Genomic DNA, 16765 nt, shown 5'->3' with positions numbered 1-16765 from the left:
AACAAAAATGGGCGACACAGGAGTTGAACCTGTGACCTCATGCGTGTCGAGCATGCGCTCTAACCAACTGAGCTAGCCGCCCTCAGCTGGCAGGAATATACCATATTACTGGAGGCTCATCAATACCCTTTCAAGAACTTTTGCCCGATCAAGGGGTTTCACAATATAGTTCTTGGCACCAAGCATGAGCGCCTTCTTTACCAGATCCTGCTTACCAAGAGCACTAATCATAATGACCCGTGCTTCTTTGTCGAATTCGATAATCTTTTCCAAAGCGGTAACCCCATCCATCTTCGGCATGGTAATATCCATGGTAACAAGATCGATGTTCGGATAAAGCTCTTTGTATTTTTCAAGCCCCTCTTCCCCATCGGAAGCAGTTCCGGCAATTTCAAAACCTTCCGAGGTAAGAATCTGCGAAATCTGTTTACTGACAAACATTGAATCATCGACAATCAACACACGGTAGGGGGTTCCATCGGGCTTTACTCCATCAGGTTTGCGCTCATTTATGCTGGGAAAATCCATTTTTGTTTTCATTGGACCGCATCCTCCTATGCTCGTTCACGGATCGCAACATTGATCTCAATCTTTCCCTGCTCAAGCTGAACGGGAACAATGAGGGCTTCAACCTCGGTATCGGTTACTTCCATATTTTCTCCCGTAATAAGAGCAGGCGGTGTCAAATCAAACTTAAAACCAAGTTCATGAAGTTTTGTTACCGCCTGGGCCGTTATCATGTTGGCCAATTCCGTAATTGTGGCTTTCACAAGCTCGTCAAGGGAAGTAAGCGATTCTCCATTCATTGCGGAAGCGACTCCCAAAGCCGTGTCTTTGGTCATATCGAAAAGAACCCGGCCTTCCACATCTCCGGCAAGCCCGACTATAGCTGCAACACCAAGTACCGGCTGAGAACTGGATTTCAGGAAAAGCTCTCCTCTCTCAACATTAGACCCAACGACCTCTTTCAATACATTGAAAGCGGACTCGACAAAGGGATTAATATACTCGACTCTCATCGGCTGCTCCTTTCTATCTTTTTTTACGGTAAGCAGTCAGCCCGGCCTGCTCAACAGTTTCCCATCCGGGATCTGATATTACCTCATTTTTACCAAGAACAAGTAATCCGCCTGTTCTCATCTTTTCCGTGAAAATTCGTATTAATTTGTCCTGATCCTGTCTGCTAAAAAAAGAACCAAGGTCACGAGCAACGATCAAATCGACCTCAGGAAACGGATTACCATGCAAAATATCATGGTATTCAAAAAGAATAAGATCCTTCAATTCCGGTCCAACGCTGAGACCATTTTTACCCTCCACAACATAGGGAAGCAGGTAATTGGGTACATGTTCTTTTTGGAAAATTAAATTCGGAGCCGTCGATATCGATAGGAGATCCTTATCATGGGCCCAAATCTTCACGGCTTTATCGGTAAACAACTCTTTGAGAATCGCAGCAAGCGAATAGGTTTCATAGCCTCTCCCACAACCCGGATTCCAGACCGCAATCTGCCCACGATCGGTTTTCAGGCCGCGGAAAAGGGCAGCATATGAGTCTTTAAGCGATGCAGGAAAGAAATGGCCTGAAGCATCGGAATAGAAAGGCAAAAGAAAAGTATCCGCATCTTCCGCATTCTGAAGCTGTACTGCCTCAACCGCTGCCCCTCTTTCTTGTTTCCACTGCTCAAAACGGTGCTCGGTCCAGGCAATATTGAGAGGCGAAACAACAAAATGCCGAAATGTATTCAAGGTTTCGACGACAAAAGAAAAATCGACTTTTGCTTCGGAAGTTACAGGCTCGGCATCAAGTTTTTTATCTTCCGGATAGGCCTCTTCTTCCACCGGCGCAACGGCGGCAAGCGGTCGGGGCCCGCGAGAAGGATCTTCCCCTTTTTGTCCAAGGATCCTCTCGACATCAAGAATAAGATAGAGCCGATCATCGTTTTCAACGACTCCCTTGATGAACTTGATATTGATATCACCGAAAATAGGGTGCGGGGGCTGTATAGTCTCCGAGTTGATGCCGACGACCTTGTCGATGGAATCGACAATAACACCAATCAACATCTCGTCCAAACGAAGGATAATCATATCCTCCATGACCCCCTCGGCAACCTTCGGAGCTGGCAGATTAAACATAACCCGCAAGTCTATTACCGAAATAATATCACCACGAAGATTGTAGACACCGCGGACATAAGATGCCGAGTTAGGTACGAAGGTGAAACGGTTTGCCTTCGAAATCTCCTTCACCTTCATGATATCGATACCGTATTCTTTACCGGCAAGAGAAAATGTGACCATCTTGAAATCAATATTCTCGATGCGCGAGGCCTCTTCCTCTTTAATATTTTGTCGAATGGTACTCATCCCAACTCCCCTCTTTTTTCACTCATCCGATGGTGGCGGACCTTCGGCGACGGTTCTCAAGCTCCTGACGCATTCCGAGATCAAGCAACTGGCTAACATCAATAATCAGGGCGACGGTTCCGTCTCCCAGAATGGTAGCACCGGCAATACCCGGGGCGTTGGTATATTTATCACGAAGCGGTTTGATAACCACATCCTCTTCTCCGATCAGCGAATCGACCACTAACCCCATCTTTTTATCTCCGGTTCCCACAATAACCACAAAATGATGGTCCTGATCCTCTCGCGTGGGGATTCCGAAAAGGCGGTTAAGGCGGATAAGACTTACCACATCATCCCGGACATTAAAAACCTCGTAATTATCAATCATACGAATCTCTTTAGGTTTGATGCGGTGACTATCGATAACCGAGGTAATAGGTATGGCGTAGACTTCGCTGCCGACACGGATCAAAAGTCCCTGAATAATGGCGAGGGTCAGCGGGATTTTAATGGTAATTTTACTCCCCTTGCCGTGCTCGGACCAGACGCTGACGTTTCCGTTCAGCTTTTCGATCTGTTTCCGCACCACATCAAGGCCCACACCGCGGCCGGAGATATTGGTTACCTTCTTTGCCGTAGAGAAACCAGGTTCGAAAATCAAGTTGAAAGCCTCAATATCGGAAAGCTTCTTATTCGGGTGGATCAACCCCCGCTCAATGGCCTTGCCTCGAACGGCGTCGACATCAATCCCCTTACCATCGTCGATGATCTCGATGATGATCATATTCCCTTCATTGCTTGCCTTGAGCCTAACAAGCCCCTCTTTCTCTTTCCCCGCACGCTCCCTCTCTTCCGGGGTTTCCACTCCATGATCCACAGAATTGCGGACACAGTGGATAAGAGGATCAAGCAGGTCCTCGATTACCGACTTGTCAAGCTCCGTATCTTCTCCCTCGATTTCGAGCTTGACCTTCTTCGAAAGCTCACGGGAGACATCCCGAACCAGCCGAGGGAAACGGTTAAAGATCTGGCTGATGGGGACCATCCGGATCTGCATAACCCCTTCCTGGAGCTCACTGGTCGTACGGGAAAGGTTCTGGGCCGTACTCCTGAATTTGGCTACACTGCTCTTCAGGGAACCTTCCAGCGGATCGAGAAGGGAATAAAGATGACCGAAACGGTCGAGAAGCTCCGCTTTGATCTGTTTTACCGCCGTACCCGATTGAATCTCTTCCAGGTAGTCCGGCAAAGAATCAAAAAGCTCTTTTAGGGTTTCGCGGTACTGCTTTTCAATATTGGAAAGGGAAAGCTGAGCCTCCCCGAACTGCACGCTGATCTGATTAAAGGTGGCCTTGGTAATAACCGTCTCACTGACAAGATTCAACAAATTATCGATCCGCCGGGAATCCACACGAAGGACAGAACCGGCAGATTGCTTCCGTATCTCCTGTTCACGCTTCTTCGATCGAGGCTCGGCCTCTTCACTCTTTTCAGGCTGAAGATCTTCTCCCTCGGCCGCATCGACCTCACGCTCTTTCTCAGGCCCCTTATCGGCATCCGACGGCGAAAGAAGATGTTCCTCCATTTTCTGTTTCGGAATGGCGGAAGTAAGCTCCTCAAGCGGAATCACCTGAGAATCGACGACAACATCGGCGACCTCGGTATGTTTCAAAACAGTATCCCGCGATTCTTCGGTCGCAAGATAGTAGCGCACCTCGGGATAAAACTCATCCTCATATAATTCTTCGAATTCGGGGATGGTCTTAAGAACGGTACCGAGACCTTTCAATGCAGCAAAAATCTGCACCCCCCCGACGGTATTCATCGGATGATCGGGGTTAAAATGAACGACGACCTCATATACATTTTCCTGCAGCTCCGCAGCTTCCTGTAATTCCAGGATATCGTACTCGGAAAGCCCCTCACTATCGGAGTCCACCTTAGAAGGCTGCACTACGGCCTTCGGAGGAGGCGCGGCCTTCTTTTTGGCAGGAGCCTTACCGCCATTTCCAGGGAGGAGGGACTCCAGACGCTCCTTGATATCACCCACCGGCTCATCATAGACCGAACTATCAGCTCTCGCCGCGAGCATTGCCTTTATGATATCGATTGATTCGAGAAGCGTATCCACCACTCCGGTATCGACGCTTACCTCATCACTTCTGATACCATCGAGAACATCTTCCACAACATGGGTAAATTCGGCGAGCTCGGTCATCTGAACGGTTGCTGATCCACCCTTGAGCGTATGTGCCGCCCTGAATATCTCATCAACCGAATCACGATTTCCCGGATCATTCTCCAAAACAAGGATGTTCTGTTCGAGGGTATCGACCTGAAGATTTGCTTCCATAAAGAAATCTTTCAGGAGTTCTTCGTTATTTGGATCTAAGTAGTCGCTCATCTTGCATTAATGTTTATATAGAACAGGGTTTAAGTCAAGTGACAATTTCGGACGATACGTAATAGTGGAGAGATTAACCTTTCTTTTTTATTTTCTGTGATATACACTACTAAAGAAGAGACAGGTAGAAGAGGAGTATTTTCATGAGAATCATCCGCCCCAGGATTTTCACGCTGTGTATTCTTCTGATTCCCGCCATTTCCCTTTACGCGGCCGATCTGACGGTGCCCAAACTTGATTTGCTTACCACAGGAAACTGGAATCAAGATACAAATCGGGTTGATCTGGTAACAACGGCGGAGACGAAAATAGCCATTTCGGGAGGCTACAAGTTTGGGGGAAGCCTTTCACTGGGTTTCTTCTCCGAAGATCTCGGATACCTTGATCAGGATGCATCCGATGTCGTTGAAGGAAGCGACACCCAGACAGATGTAAACGCCCTGGCAAACTACCTCGATAACAATACCTATCTTCGGTTCCAGGGCGCAGAATTGACCTACCGTGAACTGTTCGGCAGCAGTAATAACGATCTGACCTTTTTTGTCGGGGAATCGGACAGCTTCGCTTCCGGGGATGTTTTCATGACGCGATTCGGAAGCGCCGATATTACAACCCGCTATAAGGGAAACAGATACTTTGAAAGCGGCTTTGACGGGATTCACACTGTCAATGGAACGGGACTTCGCATAGGAAGCTCCTGGGGAACGGACCGAAATCAAACCGATTTCTACTTTTATCAGGACGGTTATCTTGGAACGGGTATCTATTCTGCAGACGCCTGGACAGCCTTCAATCTGGAAACCATCAAATTCGAAACCTTTCTCGGAACAAGCTTCCCTCAGAAGAGCTCCGGCATATACCGGGCAGGGTTCCTTTTCTACTATAATCCCGGTACGACCGGAGAGTTTCTGGCTGAGATCGGTATTCCGAAATGGACGGCAGGTGAGGCCTTTGAGATAGGAGATTTCTATTTCCTTTTCGAGCCGAGAATCCATATTGATCCGCTTACCGTCATTCTTACGCTTTTCTGGCAGCCTGATTATTATCTCCAGAGCGAAACAACTGAGGGTGAATCGGCCGACATTCATATCAATTTCCTCTTTGGAGATCCTTTACAATCGACAATCTCAGGCGGCCTGGAGACAAGTTTCATCGTAAATACGGACTATCAATCGACCGATGAGGACCAATTTGAAATCGTTACCTCTCCCTACATCTCGCTTGGATCTCCGGGAATTTCCTGGAATTTTGCTTGTGATGTAAACCTTTTGCCCTTTCATCTCGAGACTCTTGTGGAAGGAATCATCTATATCAAGGCGGCTTTCTGATGTTTCGACGATTTAGTGTCACCCTTATACTTTTGGTATCGATCACCTTTTCCCTTCAGGCCCTTGAGCTGACGGGATTATTGCATTCGGGAAATCTTTCCTTCGACAAGATGGCAAAAACAACCCAGAGCTCAATCTCCGGCAGTTCGTTTTTTTACGGGGCATCCTTGTATGCGACGCAAAAGATCAACGATGCATTGTCCCTGGATGCCGGACTCGTCTATGATCCGGTCCTCAGATACACAACCATTACCAGATTTCAATACAATCAGGACTATATAACTCTTGGTGTCGGCCCTTTTTTCGGAACGTTTAATACAACGGGAAAGATCCTGCAACCGGGGATCTCTACCGAAGTAAAGGCCCAGCTTCCGGGAATTTTGTACGCATCTCTCCGATCGGACAGCACCATTGGTGCACGATTTTCGGAAGATGGCGACTATTCTCAGGAATACAGCGCAATTTCTCTGGGCTATTATATTCCAAATGCGATTTGTTCCTTCAACCTTATCACAAAGGAATTTGCCGTTCGCAAAAGTTCCACACTCGAAATTACGGACTCGTTTAAAGAATACTCCTTCAAGGTTGATATCTTCCAGAAAAACGTACCCTATGGCGTTTTACTAAACTTTGCCTATCAGCAGCTAACCAGAAATTACGCCGATACATCGGCATCAAGCAGTACGGAAAACGTCCTGAACAGCATCGTCCTCGGTACAAAGTTTACGTTCAGGGCAAACGACGCGCTCACCCTTCTTGCGGAGCTCGAAAGCAGTGTCTATTCTTTCGGAAGCGAAGAAGATGAAGACCTCACCCTTCCCGACGGATTACCGGAGGCATATCTTTTTCGCGCCGCCCTTGGAGCAACCTGGAGCTTTTAAGAACATTAAGGAACCGAAATTTTTCACACGCATCACCCACATTGCCTCCGGCATACTTACAAAAAAACTTAATAACGCTATTACTGGAACGGCCATGCTTTTCGCCTTAAACATCAAAAACCAGACCGATACCGTGCAAAGTAGTAGTTGCCTATTATTCAAAAGAAAGAGCTCTTACCGGTGCAGCAAGGGTCTTTATCCAAGTCATGAAAAGCGTGTGATAGCAGCTTTCGACCTGAAATACATCAAAACCATTGAATAGGCTTTTTTCCCGGAAGCTCATTAGAGCCCCGATCGCGTTTAATCCCGCCGTTGTAAACTTGTAACTATCCAATACCAATAAAAAAAGCGGTATAACGACTCGGCTATACCGCTTTACAAAGCTAATGTAACAATCCAACAGAAAAGGATGTCAAAACAAACCTTCTCTTCTATATATTTCCCGCTACTTACGGATTTGTTGTAGCAGCAGGAGCCGCAGACTCACTGGAATCCTGATGAATCTTCCGTGCCTCGAGAGCTCTCAACACCTGAATCTCTCCGAGACGACGCCATTCTGCGGTTCTTCTTGAGGATTCTCTCGAATCAAGAATACCCCACAAGGCTTCATTATCGATATCTCCGGTACCCGGAATGACTGCCAAGTCATAGGTAACCTTCGCATCTTTGATATAGGTAATGATATCACCGCCCTCCTGAGCCGCATCCTTATAGACGATAAACCCGACAAGCCTGCGCATAGGAGTTGTTCTGGGATACAGTGGGTATTTGTGAAGTTCTCTGTTCCGCACATCGGAGATATAATTGGGGTTTACCCAACCGAGGGTCCGCCAACCATTAAAATCCATGTAATCAAGGAACATCGTCCTCTCTTCACCCCTCTCATCCTTGAGAATAATACCGAGACCATTAGGAAAGTTGCTTCCGTACACATCGACGGCAATACTTTTGATGGCTCCGACGTTCTTTACGACACCATAGCCGTCAAACTTGCTTCCCTCACGATCTGTCTCATCCTCGACCAAGGTTCCGTCGGCCTGAAGCTGGGTCTTCCGCATGTAACCGGGAATCTCAAAGGGGGGTTTAATAACCGCATACGAGTTGAACGGCTCTTCTGGAAAATGAATACGAACACCCATTACCGTTTCACCGGCAAACTTGCTTGCCTGTTCACTGACTGGGGCTTCCTTTGTATAGGAAAGCTTTTCGTTCGTTACAGTCTGGGAAGAAGAGGCCAGGTTGACATCCCACTTCTCAATAGCAAGAGAAGTCTTCATCAACTGCTTTTCCTCATCGGTATAACCGACACCCGCTTTACCGGAAAAATCAACTATTGTTGCTTCATTGTTGCCATCTTCAAGATCGGCTGTCAAAGTAGAAAAATCGATGAGAACCGATTCTTCCGCATAAAGTGAGAAACTCACTGCCAAAAGCATGATGCCGAGAAGAATTCCGAATCGTTTCATCCAGTGCTCCTTTTTATAAACAAGTTACCGTTTCCAACTAAAATTATACGGAACGGTTTAGGTTTGTCAACGATTTTTCTGGTTTTTCACCCTTTCGAAGGCGAGAGTCTTGGCGTTTCACCGTCAATAGTGATGATGATCTTTTCAACAGAGGGATAATTGAACTTGACGGTCTTTCGGAGTACACCGAGAGCTTCCTGAAAGCTTAACTCGCTATTTTTCGTATCCAGCACCGCCTCGATACTCAAATCGATATAAACGGTCTTATCTCTCACCATGACCGTCCGAAGTTTCGTTCCCTCGGGGAAAAGTCGTTCGTTGGTCACCACAATCGGTCCCAGAAGAATCTCATCTACCAAAAGCTCGATATTTCCTTCGAGGTCATCCCTCACTGGAAGGTTTCTGCTCTCACCGGCAACCATGCTCGCTTTATACTGAGGAAAGAAAAACACTTTTCTCCTGATCTCCCTTCCCTGAACCAGGAAAAGAGTCAGAGAAAGAAGAAAAAGGGCCAGTAAGAGCAACGACATCCAAGGAACAATTACCGGGATTCGATACTGTTTCGCTACGTGTTTAACCACAAATAGAACTCCGCCTCATTCGCCGAAGCGATTAATAAATCCAACGACGCCATTATAGATGCCCTGGGTCAGTTTCTTCAAGTAGCCGGCGTCTCCAAGAAGGCGTGCCTCTTCGGGATTCGTGACAAAGCCCAGCTCGATAAGCACCGAAGGCATCTTCGCATTACGTACAACAAACCACGATTCCTCTTTCAGCCCGCGGTTTTCGCTTTTATCGCCGATCATTTGTTCCATCCCTGCCGAAACACTACGGGCGAGAAGGATACTTTCAACGGTATATTCCTCTTCAAGCATGGTATTGAGAATGGGAGCGACCTCCCTGGCATTCGGATCAATACTTTCGGGATCGATCAGTTCTCTCCGGTAATCCGGAGGCAGATACCATACCTCAAAGCCGGAAGCCTTGCTGTTGAGGGAAGCGTTGGCATGAATCGAGATAAAGACCATCGCCTCGTTTTCCCCCAATTCCACCGAATTGGCTATCTCGGTCCGTTCTTCAAGGGTAGGATAGACATCGTCATTTCGAGTCAGCATGATACGTTTTTCCGGATAGTTCTTCGAAAGCATGGCATAGAGTTCTTTGGCAACCTCAAGGACGATGTCCTTTTCTTTGATTACATAAGGCTTTCCATCTATCGTATGGCGACCGACGGCACCGGGATCTTTACCGCCGTGACCTGCATCGATAATGATGGTCGTTACGGAGACGGCACTGACATCGGAAACGGGAAAATGCTCTCTCAGTGCGGTGATAAAAGGCTGGTCAGCGACAAGGGACCCTTCCTTGTTTCGGGTGACGGAACCGCTGCCGATCTCATTCCCATCCAAAAGATAGTAGCTTCCGTCGAGAGTAAAGCGTAAAGAATGGCCACTCCGCTCTAAAACCCCCATTTCAAGATAGGGGTCCCATCTAAAACCCAGACCAAGGCTCTCTATTTCCGGTTTCAAAGCCTGTTGCCCAGCCGCGGGGATAAGAGCACACAGAAAGAACAGCAGTGCGGCTGCGGCTATGCGTTTTCCCAAATTTGTAACTCCCGCCTATAGTCGATATCCCGCTCTCTCCAAGAGCGGACCGTGTCGATGATCCATACCCCTCCCTGAACGCCTCCCCGCAGAAAAGCCCTCCAGAAGAGCGACCCGAGGAGGAGTCTCTCTTGTCCGGACATCCTCCACTTTTGGGGATTCACGGCAGATACTCCGGTAAGAGCAAGAAGACGATCAAAGCCTTCCCTCAAACCGAGGCCATGCCAATCTACTGCAACCTCGTTTCTGAGTATCGGCAGAGAGACAAGGGTAATTGAGTCGGAGAGAGGCGAGGAAAGCCTTTTGTCAACGCCGTAGATCGGCTCAAGACGTGAAAGTGCAGCACGATTCTCCTCACAGGAAAGGGTATACGCATCGGGAATCCAGGCTTCTTTTTTTCCAAACAGAAAGGCCCCTGTTCGTTTTTCACCGGGAACAAGTCGTACCAAGACCCGTCCCGCCCCATCCTGGGCAGCGGAAACAGCCTGTTCACGACGGTCTGCAGATGCCAGAACATTTCCGCATTTCTGTACGTTGTTCACCGGAAAGTTCACCTCACTCCCCGGCTTAATAAGAACGAATATTTCCTTAACGCTTTTGATGGCCCTTGCCTTACCCAGAGATTCCACGGAAGCGACGACACCAGGTACCGAGATAAAGCCTCGTTCGGCACAGGTATGATTGCGCACGGGAGAGGGAAGATTTGCCGGTAATCCGACGGCAATATTCAGGGCACCGTCGGTCGGTTCGACCCCGCTGGAGAGGGGATAGGTCCAGCCCGACATGAAGCCACCGGAAAGTCGTGCGGCGACCTCACCAATCCAGGCCTTTCCCCGGCAAAACTTCACATCTCCTTTTGCAGCACCATTATCGATCCCAATGGCCGCTACTGCCTTAAGAAATTCCCGCTTTACCTCTTCGATCATATCGGCAGAAGCCGAAGAGGGAATGGTATGCCCCATCTCGACAAAATAGGGAGCAAAGGTGATGTGACGATCGGCAATACCGCAAAAACGCACCTGTCCCTTCTCCACCAAGGCGTCGATGCTGAATTCCGGTCCATCGAGAAACTCTTCAACGATCACCGAACCACTTCGACTGAAACGAAAGGCGTCATCGAGGGCGGAGGAAAGCTCTTCATCATTATCAACCCTTCTGACCCCCCTGGCACCCATGTTGTCGACCGGTTTTACCACAAGGGGATACGATAGCTCTTTTGAAAGTTTTTTTTCTCCACCGGCCAATTGCACGAATCGGGGAACACGGACATTCGCATTGGAAAGAGTTCTTCGCATAAGCGCCTTATCGCTTGCAGCCATGGCTGCTTCGACGGATATACCGGGAAGCGTGAGCTTTTCCGCCACACGCGCGACGGTGAGCGAAAAATCGGTACCGGCGGTAAACACCCCATCGATACCCCCTTCCTGCCGCATCACCTCGGCAGCATCGGTCATCGCTTCCCACGCCTTCAAATCCACATGAAAAAACCGATCGGCGAGGGAAATGCCGGGAGCCTCGTCGGATCCATCGGCCACGGCCACATACCACCCCTTCGCCTTTGCAATTCGAATCGCCGGAAGCTGCATAATTCCGGCTCCAAGAATCAAGATACGTTTTTTTGCCGCAGCAGTTTCATTATTTTGGCCTATCATGACGGCGCTCCTGTTTTGTTGCATAGAGTTCAAAGGTATCTCCCAGACGCAAACGAGCTGCAAGGGAATGGAGAAGGCTTTCAGGAAAAGCGCTAAACGGAAAAGGGAAACGCTCGCTGTGAATACCGGTGGAAACAAGTCTGTCGACACGAAAACCATGGCGGGAAAGCCAGCTGGAAACCTGCCCCGGAGCCATGATCGAAAGATGATCCGAAGGACTCGCAGCAAAAAATGCATCAGGCTTACGTCTGGCACTCATGCCGCGGAACGAAGGCGTCGAGAACGCGAATACACCACCGGGACGGAGCAGACGTTGTATCCCCTCGATGACCTGAAAAAGGTTCGGCAGGTGTTCGACTACATACCAAAGGGTAATGACATCGTAGTGTGCGGCCATTGCTTCAAGGGGACCGTCAAAAAGTATATCATCGACAGATCCTGCATAAACCGGAATACCGAGCCGCTCTTTTACATATGATACGGCACCGGGGGTGATCTCGATGCCTTCACAGAAAAACCCTGCATCCCGGGCCGCGGCAAGAAAGGGGCCGTAAGCACAACCGATATCAAGAAGCCGAGGGCCGGAAGTTTTCCCGATAACGGCGGTGATATGCTCCAAGCGCTGCACAGAAAGGGTCTTGATGTGGTCGAAATCCTCCAGATAATCCCGCCCGTATTGGCTCCGGTACTCGGAAAAGAAATAGTCTTCACCGTATCGATTCTCAGGAGGAAAGGGATCGAAAAGGACCATGGCTCCACAGGAGGAACAACGCCGTACCGACCGTTCCTCACTCCGATGTACCACAGGACTCTCCACACTGTTAAGGCGACGGCCGCACAGGGGGCAGATGACGCCTCCTTCGGGCCTCATCGAGAGGATCAACGACTCAACATCGCGATTGCAACTCCACTCATCCCCCGGATGTGGGATATGAAGCCGACTGATCCCCGACCAGGTAAGCTGCCGTTCAGGAAACAGGTGCCGCAGCCGGGTTTTAAGGCGGCTCCGCCCCTTCCTACCCGACACCCAGCCGAGAGAAGAGAAACCGCTCCGCGTGGAAAGGAGCTGATGATACCGTGAGGGGTTGAGCAAAAGAACGGCAATACCGCAGGAGACCGCTTCCCAGGCAGTCAGGCCAAAAGAGCTTATAAGCAGGTCGGATGAACGGAACAGGGGAAGCGGATCCGAAACCGGGTCGATTTGCTTTACTCCAGCCGGTAAGGCAAAGGGCTCACCTATGCTTCTGCGAATCACCTGAATCTGAGAAGCCTGGAGATAGGCACCATCGATCAAGAGTCGGACAATAAGAGGGGTCAAATTCTCAGGGTCCTCCCCCCCGAAGGAAATCAAAACGGACGGGAGATCAGAACTTCTCTTTGTTTCGACTTCACCGATGGAGGGAAGGATACCGATATTGGCCTTCCCTCCCTGTTTACGCTTCGGCAAAAGATCGATGAGAAAAGGAAACTGCTGACGAAAATCGCCTCCCTCATCGATTCCCACAAGATAACCGAGGGAATCCAGAAACGCCACTTCCTCAGCTGAGGAGGCTCGAAGATCGGCGACGATAAGAGGAGCGGGAGCTTTCTCCCCACAGATCACCGGGTGATGGGGAAGAGCCTCTAAGGAAAAGAGCAGGCATGGGTCCACCCCATGGAGAAGGGCAAGCTTCCGCGCATTGACAAGCTGACCCTCATCGACGGCAATCAGCATCTTACGCCCCTCGTCGTGAGCACGCCGTGCCAGACGAAGGGAACGGACAATATGGCCGGTACCGCTTCCCTTGGAAAAACGGGGAACACATACCACCGGAGGGCTTTCTCGTCGATTATCACCCACGCCCGCGGCTCCCTTCTTCCTCAGATGCACGGTACCATGAAATGAGCCGTTGTACCGGTATGGGCTTTCCGGTATAACACTCCCGAAAAATACGGGAGAGATAACGATAATCTTCCGGGGTATCGAGGGTCACTCGCATATCCGGCAGGGAAAGGGCTACAGGGGCCTGGGGTCTGGCAATACGAAACCGTTCGGGTCGATGATACAGATAGGGGGCGACATGCTCCCGTTCGTAGGGATCGGTGCTCTCCTTATCTGCCAAACGCAAGGCCTCTGCCCTCATCACCTCAACACCGGTGCCAAGAGGTGGGCCAAGAAAGCCGCAATAGTCCCAGCCGTGGATCTGCTGGAGTTCGAGAAGTTGTGATGCGAGGGAAGCACTGACCAGGGGATTGTCCCCGGTTGCCCGTAGGATACGATTAAAATTCCTGCCTTCAATGGCCAGGGCAAAACGCTTGAGAACATCCTCTTTGGGTCCTGTAAAAAGTTCAAAATTCCACTTTCCTGCAAGAGGTCGAAGCCGGGAAGCACTATCGGCATCAGTAACAAGAAGCCGATTGGAAGCGGGGACCAACAAAAGAGAGCGCATGGCATGCTCAACAACGGTTAAATCGCCCAAGGCAAGGAGTGCCTTTCCCGGGAGCCTCGTGGAATCCAGACGCACTTGCAGAAGAACCGCATCCTTTGTGGTACTACTCATTCGACAGTCTCCCACAGGTCCGTCACACTGCGGGCATCCCGGCAGAAACGAAACCGGTTTTCGCGGACCCAATGGGAAGCATCACGAAACTCCCTGATCCTGGAAAAAATCGACCCTCCTTGCTTTCCTGCATAGGGTAGAAAGCGTCCTGCCGGCAAGACACCGGCATCCCCATCGAAGCGAACGGCAAGATTCTTCAGATAAAAACGACCATAGCTCGCATCCGGAGTGGTATCCTCCGCTTCATGGTCGCCAAGATAGCGAACGCGGAAGGAGGTGGAACAAAGCAGTTTTTCTCCCCACATGTGGGTCCGAAACCCAAAATCCATTTTCTGCCAATGGGGATTTGAGATCAGGCCATCGTACCCGCCAAGCAGGAGGAAGCGCTCCCGTTCGTAGAGGCCACAATAATCGAAGGGGAAGAGAGAGGGAACAGCATCGGCGCTCGGCACCATGGGGAGCGTCTTGAGCCTGTTGCGATAAAAGGCAGGCGCCGCGATGGAAGGAACCGTTTCGAGCTTTGGCGATTGGAGATGAGGAACCGTACAAAGCCGTTCCTGGGACAATATTCGCGAAAGGAGCCCCTCGGAAAGGGGACCGGGCAGCATATCATTCCAAAGCACGAGGACAAGTCGGCCCTGGGCCTCCTTCATACCGAGATTGACCGCCTCCCCAGCCGAAACCCTTTGATGCAGCAAGAGAAAACAGACCTGGGGATATCTAGCCGAAAGGGCCTCAACATCGAAGGAACGTTCCTGTCCCTCCACAGAGATAATCTCGAAATTCCCTATACGCTCAAGTTCCCGAAAATAATCGTTCCGATAGGGACGCCCTCCCCTATTGAGAACAACCAAAGATAAAAGGGGCGGAATGGTGAGCTTTCGGTCTTCGCGTTTCTTCCCGACGATGGTATAGGGAAGATGTGAATCGTCAGAAATTAAATGTGTAGTACTCATCACAACCCTCGCAGGGATATCCCCATTCCTGTCGGATATGAGCAAGATACCGCTCCTCCCCACGCTTCCAAATGTCCTTCAGTGGCTCTTCGAAAACGTTGCCGAGCAGTGTCCCCTGGTCTATAGACTCGCTTCCGGGAATGATCTCCTTGCAGAGCGGCACCGAACCGTCAAGAAAGATATGAAGGTCACGTTTCAGATGCCAACAGGGGAAGCGGACCACAGGGGAAAGATCGGTAACCTTCCTCTCTTCAAGCGCTCCGGCAAAATTGTCGTATTTCTGAATGATCACCTCCACGTTCTGCTTTTTCCAAAAGCGGTAAAATTGCTCAAGCTCGGCCTCATTCTCTTTCGTTCTGACCGCCTGGACCCTCACATGACCGGGAAAGCGCTCGGCGAGAGCCCTCACCGTTGCCAAGGCTTCTTCCATGCCCTCTCCTCGAAAGCGACGATAGCTGTCAACCTCAAAGGCATCCAGGGAAACGATCCATTCGATGCGCTCCGTTGCTGTCTCAAGAGCAGCAATGGCGTCCAACACGGACAAGTTCCATCCGACTCCTGAGGTTTCGATCATGGCGGATAATCCGGGCCGGGAGATTACCTTTCCAACCATTGTCTGGATGTCGGGATGGAGCGCAGGCTCCCCCCAAAGGGAAAGGCCGATCACCGCCTCTTCACTAAGCTCGACAACCTGATCGAGGATGGATGCAAGGGCCTCGGGGCTCATCGATTCGTTGCGATCGATCGCCTTCGACGGCGCCTTCGGATAGGGGCACCAACTGCAACGCTGAGGGCAAGCGGAATGGATCTGGATATAGATAAAGGCGGGTACGGTCCGCAGCAATGCAGGCTGTCGGACCAAAATCTCCGGAATGGGATCCACCTCTCCGCCGGCGTCGATAATATGCTTGAGAAGCAGGGTCCGCTCTTTTCCCCGGGCCACAAGATCGACCCGAAGAAGGCGCAGGTCGTCGGGGGCTATCTCCGTCTCGATATCGAAGGCGTTGATATCCTTTTGGATAAGATCGAAAAGGATGGAATCGGATAGCGGTACATCCTTGCCGGAAGAGTGTGAGGAGCGATAGAGCTCCCGTATCTGTCCTATCGCCGAAACCGATACGATCTCGGGAGCAAAGAACCGGGGATAACCGTCGGCAAAACTGTAGGTTGCATAATAATGTTCGTGATTATGCAGCATACGCAGGGCAAGGCTTTCATCAAAGAGGGGAGCATCGGCATAGAGGTGGTAAAAAAGCTGCAAAGCCCCCTCTGCCGGAGACGGAAGCGACGATGCAGCCTCATCCAGGGCCTGGAGAAAGGCATCGGTATCCCACTGCTGCCGCTGTACGAAGACTACGGCATTAAGTCCCTTTTTCCGCAGATGCCTGGAGGCGACATCTACATAGCATACGGGAAGGAAAAGGAAGCACCGGCCGCCGGGGGCAAGAGACAAGGCTTTTCGAACCGTCCTCGATAAAGCGGTATCACCGTCGGAGAAAAGAGGATCGAAGGCATGACCGTCGATGTGAATTGCATTCAGAACAACAAAGATATCCATAACTCGTTTATCGACACTCCCGAA

14 protein-coding genes and 1 tRNA gene are annotated in these 16765 nt (G+C 50.1%); 2 read left to right on the top strand and 13 right to left on the bottom strand.

The window, feature by feature from the left end; all coding sequences use genetic code 11:
* Positions 1–8 precede the first annotated feature (8 nt).
* The 5 genes from F459_RS0108345 to F459_RS0108325 form a co-directional block, all read right to left on the bottom strand.
* Positions 9–82 (bottom strand) — tRNA-Val (locus F459_RS0108345).
* A 23-nt stretch (positions 83–105) separates the two neighbouring features.
* The gene (locus F459_RS0108340) at positions 106–540 is read right to left on the bottom strand and encodes a response regulator (protein WP_020612278.1); all 435 of its coding nucleotides are present in this window, start codon (positions 538–540) and stop codon (positions 106–108) included.
* A gap of 14 nt (positions 541–554) precedes the next feature.
* Complete coding sequence (locus tag F459_RS0108335) at positions 555–1019, bottom strand: chemotaxis protein CheX (RefSeq protein WP_013255482.1); 465 nt, start codon at positions 1017–1019, stop codon at positions 555–557.
* Between the two features lie 13 nt (positions 1020–1032).
* On the bottom strand, positions 1033–2370 hold the full coding sequence (locus tag F459_RS0108330; protein WP_020612277.1) for a CheR family methyltransferase: 1338 nt from the start codon (positions 2368–2370) through the stop codon (positions 1033–1035).
* A gap of 22 nt (positions 2371–2392) precedes the next feature.
* Positions 2393–4756, bottom strand: coding sequence for a chemotaxis protein CheA (locus F459_RS0108325; RefSeq protein ID WP_020612276.1), 2364 nt, complete (start codon positions 4754–4756; stop codon positions 2393–2395).
* A 143-nt stretch (positions 4757–4899) separates the two neighbouring features.
* On the opposite strand from F459_RS0108325, the gene F459_RS0108320 reads away from it, so the two are divergent.
* Both F459_RS0108320 and F459_RS0108315 read left to right on the top strand, forming a co-directional pair.
* The gene (locus F459_RS0108320; RefSeq protein WP_020612275.1) at positions 4900–6084 is read left to right on the top strand and encodes a hypothetical protein; all 1185 of its coding nucleotides are present in this window, start codon (positions 4900–4902) and stop codon (positions 6082–6084) included.
* Positions 6084–6965, top strand: coding sequence for a hypothetical protein (locus F459_RS0108315; RefSeq protein ID WP_020612274.1), 882 nt, complete (start codon positions 6084–6086; stop codon positions 6963–6965). Before F459_RS0108320 ends, F459_RS0108315 begins: the two co-directional genes overlap by 1 nt.
* Positions 6966–7414: 449 nt before the next feature.
* Here the strand turns inward: F459_RS0108315 and F459_RS0108305 are convergent, their stop codons facing one another.
* From F459_RS0108305 to F459_RS0108270, 8 genes are all read right to left on the bottom strand, one after another.
* Positions 7415–8431, bottom strand: a complete 1017-nt coding sequence (locus F459_RS0108305) for a flagellar filament outer layer protein FlaA (protein WP_020612272.1) — start codon at positions 8429–8431, stop codon at positions 7415–7417.
* An 86-nt stretch (positions 8432–8517) separates the two neighbouring features.
* Positions 8518–9012, bottom strand: a complete 495-nt coding sequence (locus F459_RS0108300; protein ID WP_020612271.1) for a GerMN domain-containing protein — start codon at positions 9010–9012, stop codon at positions 8518–8520.
* A gap of 15 nt (positions 9013–9027) precedes the next feature.
* On the bottom strand, positions 9028–10035 hold the full coding sequence (locus tag F459_RS0108295) for an N-acetylmuramoyl-L-alanine amidase family protein (protein ID WP_020612270.1): 1008 nt from the start codon (positions 10033–10035) through the stop codon (positions 9028–9030).
* Positions 10020–11687, bottom strand: coding sequence for an ATP-grasp domain-containing protein (locus tag F459_RS0108290; RefSeq protein WP_020612269.1), 1668 nt, complete (start codon positions 11685–11687; stop codon positions 10020–10022). The genes F459_RS0108295 and F459_RS0108290 overlap by 16 nt, the downstream gene beginning before the upstream one ends.
* Entirely contained in the window at positions 11671–13527 is a 1857-nt protein-coding gene (locus tag F459_RS0108285) for a methyltransferase domain-containing protein (RefSeq protein WP_020612268.1), read from the bottom strand. Before F459_RS0108285 ends, F459_RS0108290 begins: the two co-directional genes overlap by 17 nt.
* The gene (locus F459_RS0108280; protein WP_020612267.1) at positions 13520–14227 is read right to left on the bottom strand and encodes a cytidylyltransferase domain-containing protein; all 708 of its coding nucleotides are present in this window, start codon (positions 14225–14227) and stop codon (positions 13520–13522) included. Before F459_RS0108280 ends, F459_RS0108285 begins: the two co-directional genes overlap by 8 nt.
* Entirely contained in the window at positions 14224–15183 is a 960-nt protein-coding gene (locus F459_RS0108275) for a glycosyltransferase family 2 protein (protein ID WP_020612266.1), read from the bottom strand. The genes F459_RS0108280 and F459_RS0108275 overlap by 4 nt, the downstream gene beginning before the upstream one ends.
* Positions 15158–16741 carry a spiro-SPASM protein gene (locus tag F459_RS0108270; RefSeq protein ID WP_245540123.1) on the bottom strand — a complete coding sequence of 528 codons (1584 nt, stop codon included), beginning with the start codon at positions 16739–16741 and terminating at the stop codon, positions 15158–15160. Before F459_RS0108270 ends, F459_RS0108275 begins: the two co-directional genes overlap by 26 nt.
* Between the last annotated feature and the right edge of the window lie 24 nt (positions 16742–16765).

The organism is Sediminispirochaeta bajacaliforniensis DSM 16054 (assembly GCF_000378205.1).
In the GTDB taxonomy this organism is placed as follows: Bacteria; Spirochaetota; Spirochaetia; order DSM-16054; family Sediminispirochaetaceae; genus Sediminispirochaeta; species Sediminispirochaeta bajacaliforniensis.
Note: the sequence above shows the minus strand (reverse complement) of the source record. Positions and strands in the feature narration are given on the sequence as shown.